We start from the raw sequence: 6,102 nt of genomic DNA on the forward strand, positions 1-6,102 counted from the left end.
AATAATGGATAAAAGAATAACTTCACCATCTGTGCATATGGGCAATATATTAAAGATCTGACAAAAGCACATGACCTTAAATACGAACCACTTATTATTAGGAAGGATAAAAATCAATGTAACCATCAAAAGTGGTGCTGCTCCGACAAGTAGGTTTTTTATATCTTCGTGAGTGTTTTTATATGTAATGGACGGAATAAGGTTATGTATTTTGACTTGAGGATTGAGCTTTAATATACGGGCAATAAGATAGTGAAGTGATTCATGCAATAAGATGGAGATTATGATTTCTACTATAATCTCTAGAATAAGATTAAGCATGTTTTCTATTTATTAAGAAATACACGCCCATCCACACTGCAACAAATACAATAAGAGTTAATGCACTCTTACATGTCAATAAAAATACATTCTCTAAAGTATGTGCTGTCATTTTTGTAGTAATGCGCATACCTAACATTGTGTAGACAACACCTGAGTGCTGAATAGTAAATAATGTGCGAATAAAATCTAGAACGAAAACAATCAGATAGACTGTTAACGCGATGCTTAATTGTTTCATATATTTCATTGTGTTGCCTCCTTCAAAGTATAATATGCAATAATCCATAAGATCATAAGAATAGCGCATAGCACATATGTATTTGCGAGCAAGTAGATCATCATCAATAAGATGATCACTATAGAAGTTATGAGTTCATTCATATTGCTTATTCGTTTAGGCAAAAGGATACCTAAAATTAATGCGGATAAGGAAAGATTGAAACCGTAAAGAAATACCTGTACGTTATGGTGTGTCATTATGCCAACAAATAATGAAGGTATTCCTGCAATACAAATAAACAGAGTCAACCAGGATAATTCATACAAGGGCTTGATTCTATAGTGTGTAAACATGCGTCTTAGTGACAGTGTTGTATTGCCATAATACAAGAATATCAATGATAAGAACGGGAGAAGGAAATTTAATCCTTCATTGTCTTTAATAACAAAATGACAATAGAAAGAAAGAACAGCAACAAGAATGCAGACAATCTTAAAGAATCTTGTTCGAATAAGGGCCAACAAATATACAGAGTGACTACAAGCAGGGATAAACTTATATTCACTTCTCATATAAAGATTAAGATCCTTCTGCATACTCCAGCTGATGAGAAAAAGGGCTATTCCCACTATCATTGATATCATCATGATTGCTAGTAAATTAATGGGCTTATTGGCAATATAGCTATCGATCTTGTATCTTATATCTACAAAATGAAAGTAGAAAACAATAATCAAGATCAAGCGATAGATACGTCTCCCCCATCGATGATGAAGACAGGAATAGATAAAACGCAGCATCTGAAATATTCCAAGAAAAAAGAAATGTGCGCTTATCACAATAATCATTGCGGTTATGAGTCTTGACGTTATCAGAACAAGCATGGGTATTATGATAAAAACATAGAGCTCAAATAAAATGAGTGCCAATGTTAAATAAAAGAGTCTCTCACTATTTATAATGTCTTTTTTACTAAATGGCAGTGCTTTTGTAAAATAGAGAGACTTCTCATTTAAATGTACTCCTGATTCCAATAGCAAAAATATGAGACCAGCTAATAAGCCTGTCAAGTTATAGAGACTTGAAAGCGTCTGTCTTTTAGCAATCATCAATTGATTTAAAGTTGTAGAGTCTGCAATATTTTTCACAATATTGACCTGTTTTACATTTATATAGAAATAGAAGAAATAGAGGAAAATAAATCCTAATGAAAGAATTATACGTATATATTTCTTTCGTAAAAAAGGATGGGATAAAATACCTTGAAAGGAGTCTTTAAAATAAAACTTATAAAGACATAACGTGTTCATCAATAAGTTCTCTTTTTTCCTGATATGTTTTTTCTTCTTTAATTTCTTCTATCATCTTTAATGGATCATCTTCTACATGATAAAGCTTCCCTTCTTTCATCATGTAACAATCACAATCAAATCTTTGAATAAGATGCATCTCATGTGTAATAAGCACAAATGCTCTTTTATTTGAAAGCTTTTGAAACAATTCTTCTAAAAGAAGCACTGTTTCAAAATCCAGCCCATTAAAAACTTCATCTGCAAAAATGTAGTGTGTATTGGATGCTATTGCAACGCTAATCTGTATTTTCTTTTTCATGCCATAAGAATAGGTTTCAATAAGCTTGTGATAGGCTTCATCAAAATCTAGAAGATGAATAAGCCACTCTACATTTTCTTTGTTGGAATAAGGATAACGAGATAAAATAAAATCCACATATTCTTTTCCTGTCATATACTCTGGCAGATAGAAGTCAGAGGGAATATAGAAGCATTCTTTTTTTCTATCTTCATCTGATAATGAGGATAAAGTTATTGTTCCTTCATCTTTATCTACTAAATCATTGATTAAATTAAAAAGTGTTGTTTTTCCACTTCCATTTACTCCAACAATAATAGTGATACCTTTCTTATTAAATGTAAAAGAAAGATCATCGATTACTTTATGATCCTTATAGGATTTTGTAAGATGTGAAATATGAAGGGCGTCTAATGCGCCCTTGTTTAACGTGAACATCCGATACCCATTTCCCAGATCTTAGGCCAATGAAGTTTCACTTTACCAGTAAAATTGTAGCCTTTGCTTGTACAATAGAAAGCATAAGCTGCTACTGCCACAAGAACCACAATTGCAAAGACGCACCAGAACCATTTGTTTTCTACTGTATCTTCGTATTTCTTGTTAAGCTGACATTGGTATAATGCTAAACTTGTTTCTAATCTGTTCATAATAAAATCTCCTTTCACAAGTATTGTATTATCTATATAGTTATTCATCTATATTATTTCTCTTAACGGTAAGAAAAACGGATAAGCGGTCATTTGTTTTAATGAAAAAAATAAATCCCAGCATCAAGCTGGGATTATCTATATTAGTACATATTCATATTATTAACAGGAGGTTTTGGGGCTTCTTTTTCAGCTACTACGGATTCAGTTGTCAACAATGTGCTCGCAATTGATGAAGCGTTCTGTAATGCCGTACGTGTGACTTTAACTGGATCGATAATGCCTTTTTCTACCATATCTACAAATTCTTCATTGTAGGCATCAAAACCGATCTTATTATCTGATTCTTTTACTTTATTGACAATGACTGAGCCTTCTAGTCCAGCATTCTCTACAATGTGGTAAAGTGGCGCTTCCATTGCTTTAGCAATGATCTTAGCACCGGTCTTTTCGTCTCCTTCAAGAGTAGAAGAAAGAGTCAGGACATCTTTAATCGCATGTACATAAGCAGTTCCTCCACCGGCAATAATACCTTCTTCTACAGCTGCACGAGTAGCGTTCAAGGCATCTTCTAGACGAAGTTTTGCTTCTTTCATTTCTGTTTCAGTGGCTGCACCAGCACGGATCACAGCGACTCCACCAGCTAATTTGGCAAGTCTTTCCTGTAATTTTTCTTTATCAAATGAAGATGTTGTTGATTGAATCTGTGACTTAATATGAGCAATACGTGCTTCTAGCTTATCTTTATCACCTAAGCCATCAACGATTGTTGTTGTATCTTTAGTAACCTTGATACTCTTAGCACGACCTAATTGTTCAATAGTCATATCTTTTAATTCATATCCTAAATCAGAAGTAATGACTGTTCCACCTGTCAATGTTGCAATATCTTCTAGCATATCTTTACGTTTATCACCAAAGCCTGGTGCTTTTACTGCCACAACATTGAATGTACCACGTAACTTATTGACAATTAATGTTGTTAAGGCTTCTCCTTCTACATCATCAGCGATGATTAACATAGAAGAACCTGATTTTACGACTTCTTCTAGCATCGGTAAGATATCTTGAATATTGGTGATTTTCTTATCTGTCATTAAGATGTAAGGATTATCTAGTTCAGCAACCATCTTATCCATATCTGTTGACATATAAGGAGATAAGTATCCATGATCAAATTGCATACCTTCCACAAGATCCAATTCTGTTTTCATGGTTTTTGATTCTTCAACAGTGATGACACCATCGTTAGACACTTTCTCCATAGCATTAGCGACCATTTCTCCTACTTCTTCATTTTCTGCAGAAATAGAGGCCACTTTAGCAATCTGGTCTTTACCATTGACTGGCTGACTCATCTTAATAATTGATTCAATAGCACAATCAGTGGCTTTCTTCATACCTTTACGAAGAACAATTGGATTCGCACCTGCTGCCAAGTTCTTCATTCCTTCATTGATCATAGATTGTGCTAACACTGTTGCTGTAGTTGTACCATCACCAGCAACATCATTCGTCTTAGTAGCTACTTCTTTAACGACAGCTGCTCCCATATTTTCAAATGGGTCTTCTAACTCTACATCTTTTGCGATAGTCACACCATCATTAGTAATAAGTGGTGAACCATAGGACTGTGATAAGACCACATTTCGTCCTTTAGGGCCAAGGGTTACTCTTACTGTATCTGCTAATTTATTAACGCCCTGTTCCAATGATTTTCTTGCATCTGCACCGTATTTAATACTTTTTGCCATAACTATACGCCTCCAATATTATTCAATAATCGCAAGAATGTCTTCCGCATTAATGATTGTATATTCTTCATCATCCATCTTCACAGTTGAACCTGAATACTTCTGACAGATCACTTTCTGTCCAACTGACACCTCTACAGGAATCTTGTTTCCATTGGCATCATTTATGCCAGGACCAACAGCTACAACCTCTAAATATTGTGGCTTCTCTTGAGCATTTCCTGTCAGAATGATTCCAGAAGATGTTTTTTCCTCTACTTTTGCTTGTTTTAAAACAACACGATTGCCTAATGGCTTAATATTCATATGCATTCCTCCTAACTGAAAATATCTCCGTTAGCACTTAAACATGTAGAGTGCTAACACAATTGTTATTGTACTCAATTGTTAATGAAAATCAAGGGTCAAAATGAATTTATTTTGATAAAACATAAAAAGAAGCGTTAAAACGCTTCATTTTATAGTGCTTTTTTTGGACAATTCCTAACACATTCATTGCATAAGATACATTCTGTCCCATTTTTTCTTTTTCTTGAATCATCGAGCATATCTACTTCCATTGGGCATACTCTTCTACATTTTCCACATGAAATACATTTATCATGATCACATGTAATTCTAAATAATGAGAAATAACTCATTGGTTTCATAAAAACGGTGATTGGACAGATGTATTTGCAGAAGGCTCTGTTATCTTTAAATAGAAATGCTAAAGTGATGCCTACAACATAATAGAAGATATTGCCAATGATGAAAGCATAAAACATGATTTTCTCAATGTGTGAGACATGTGTTAAAAACAAGAATGACACAAAGAGAAAAGATAATGCAAACATGATATATCTGATCCATCCAATCTTTTTTCTTGGAGATTGCGGTACCTTATATGGCAACAGATCAAAGACCATGGTACTCCAGCAGGCATAACCACACCAGCCTCTTCCAAAAATCAGCGGGCCAAATATCTTAGCGACAGCATAATGGATTGTGGCTGCTTCAAATACACCTGTAAACAGGTAATACCAGAATCCTTCTATCTGCATATTTTCATGAGATATTAGTCCTAAATAAATGAGCATATATAGACCTACAAGAAGCTGAACGACGCGTCTTGCATGTTTATAGTTTCTTGTAAATAGAAATATTCCTAATGAGATAGCACAGCCAATGTAACTGAAGTTTACAAGATAAAAAAGATTGTTCTTAGTAAGCCATAAGGAAATGGCAATTGTTTCAAATATGATCAGCATCAATATTGAAAAACGATATTTTTTCATATAATTTCCCCCACTGTTTTTTATCGTATCATATTTCTTTTTGAAGTTCGATATAAACAGTTTAGACAAATATGAAAACAGAGCTGTAAACTACTTTACTTACACAATTCGTCTTGCTGGATTTCCAACAATAGTGACATCTTCATCTGACACTCCAACGGCTAAAGCACGTTGGGTTCTTATATACATTCACTTCCAAATATACTCGAAAGCATATGAGACTAATGAGTTTCTATAAGACTTTCACTACCAAAGATGCCATTGCATCCATTAGCGATAGCATAAGG

Annotated in this window: 7 protein-coding genes; all 7 read right to left on the reverse strand. The window is 34.1% G+C overall.

Translation table 11 applies throughout. The annotated features are described in order from the left end of the window. Positions 1-313: 313 nt before the first annotated feature. The 7 genes from J6L95_RS03635 to J6L95_RS03665 all read right to left on the reverse strand — a co-directional run bounded on the left by J6L95_RS03635 (position 314) and on the right by J6L95_RS03665 (position 5,815). Entirely contained in the window at positions 314-571 is a 258-nt protein-coding gene (locus J6L95_RS03635; protein WP_287458183.1) for a hypothetical protein, read from the reverse strand. Further along, positions 568-1,692, reverse strand: coding sequence for a hypothetical protein (locus J6L95_RS03640; RefSeq protein WP_287458184.1), 1,125 nt, complete (start codon positions 1,690-1,692; stop codon positions 568-570). Before J6L95_RS03640 ends, J6L95_RS03635 begins: the two co-directional genes overlap by 4 nt. Before the next feature lie 139 nt (positions 1,693-1,831). Next, positions 1,832-2,572, reverse strand: a complete 741-nt coding sequence (locus J6L95_RS03645; protein ID WP_287458185.1) for an ATP-binding cassette domain-containing protein — start codon at positions 2,570-2,572, stop codon at positions 1,832-1,834. Beyond that, positions 2,560-2,784 carry a hypothetical protein gene (locus J6L95_RS03650; protein WP_029070575.1) on the reverse strand — a complete coding sequence of 75 codons (225 nt, stop codon included), beginning with the start codon at positions 2,782-2,784 and terminating at the stop codon, positions 2,560-2,562. The genes J6L95_RS03645 and J6L95_RS03650 overlap by 13 nt, the downstream gene beginning before the upstream one ends. Before the next feature lie 143 nt (positions 2,785-2,927). Beyond that, positions 2,928-4,538, reverse strand: a complete 1,611-nt coding sequence (groL, locus tag J6L95_RS03655) for a chaperonin GroEL (RefSeq protein ID WP_287458186.1) — start codon at positions 4,536-4,538, stop codon at positions 2,928-2,930. An 18-nt stretch (positions 4,539-4,556) separates the two neighbouring features. Beyond that, complete coding sequence (locus tag J6L95_RS03660; protein ID WP_029070573.1) at positions 4,557-4,844, reverse strand: co-chaperone GroES; 288 nt, start codon at positions 4,842-4,844, stop codon at positions 4,557-4,559. Positions 4,845-4,996: 152 nt separating this feature from the next. Then, positions 4,997-5,815 carry a 4Fe-4S binding protein gene (locus J6L95_RS03665; protein WP_287458187.1) on the reverse strand — a complete coding sequence of 273 codons (819 nt, stop codon included), beginning with the start codon at positions 5,813-5,815 and terminating at the stop codon, positions 4,997-4,999. Between the last annotated feature and the right edge of the window lie 287 nt (positions 5,816-6,102).

The sequence above is a fragment of the Kandleria sp. genome (genome assembly GCF_017934775.1).
Classification (GTDB): domain Bacteria; phylum Bacillota_I; class Bacilli_A; order Erysipelotrichales; family Coprobacillaceae; genus Kandleria; species Kandleria vitulina.

Excerpts from the sequence above, each read along its gene's own strand:
- J6L95_RS03635 (WP_287458183.1), bottom strand. The coding sequence starts at position 571 with ATGAAATATATGAAACAATTAAGCATCGCGTTAACAGTCTATCTGATT.
- J6L95_RS03645 (WP_287458185.1), bottom strand. The coding sequence starts at position 2,572 with ATGTTCACGTTAAACAAGGGCGCATTAGACGCCCTTCATATTTCACAT.
- J6L95_RS03650 (WP_029070575.1), bottom strand. The coding sequence starts at position 2,784 with ATGAACAGATTAGAAACAAGTTTAGCATTATACCAATGTCAGCTTAAC.
- groL (WP_287458186.1), bottom strand. The coding sequence starts at position 4,538 with ATGGCAAAAAGTATTAAATACGGTGCAGATGCAAGAAAATCATTGGAA.
- J6L95_RS03660 (WP_029070573.1), bottom strand. The coding sequence starts at position 4,844 with ATGAATATTAAGCCATTAGGCAATCGTGTTGTTTTAAAACAAGCAAAA.
- J6L95_RS03665 (WP_287458187.1), bottom strand. The coding sequence starts at position 5,815 with ATGAAAAAATATCGTTTTTCAATATTGATGCTGATCATATTTGAAACA.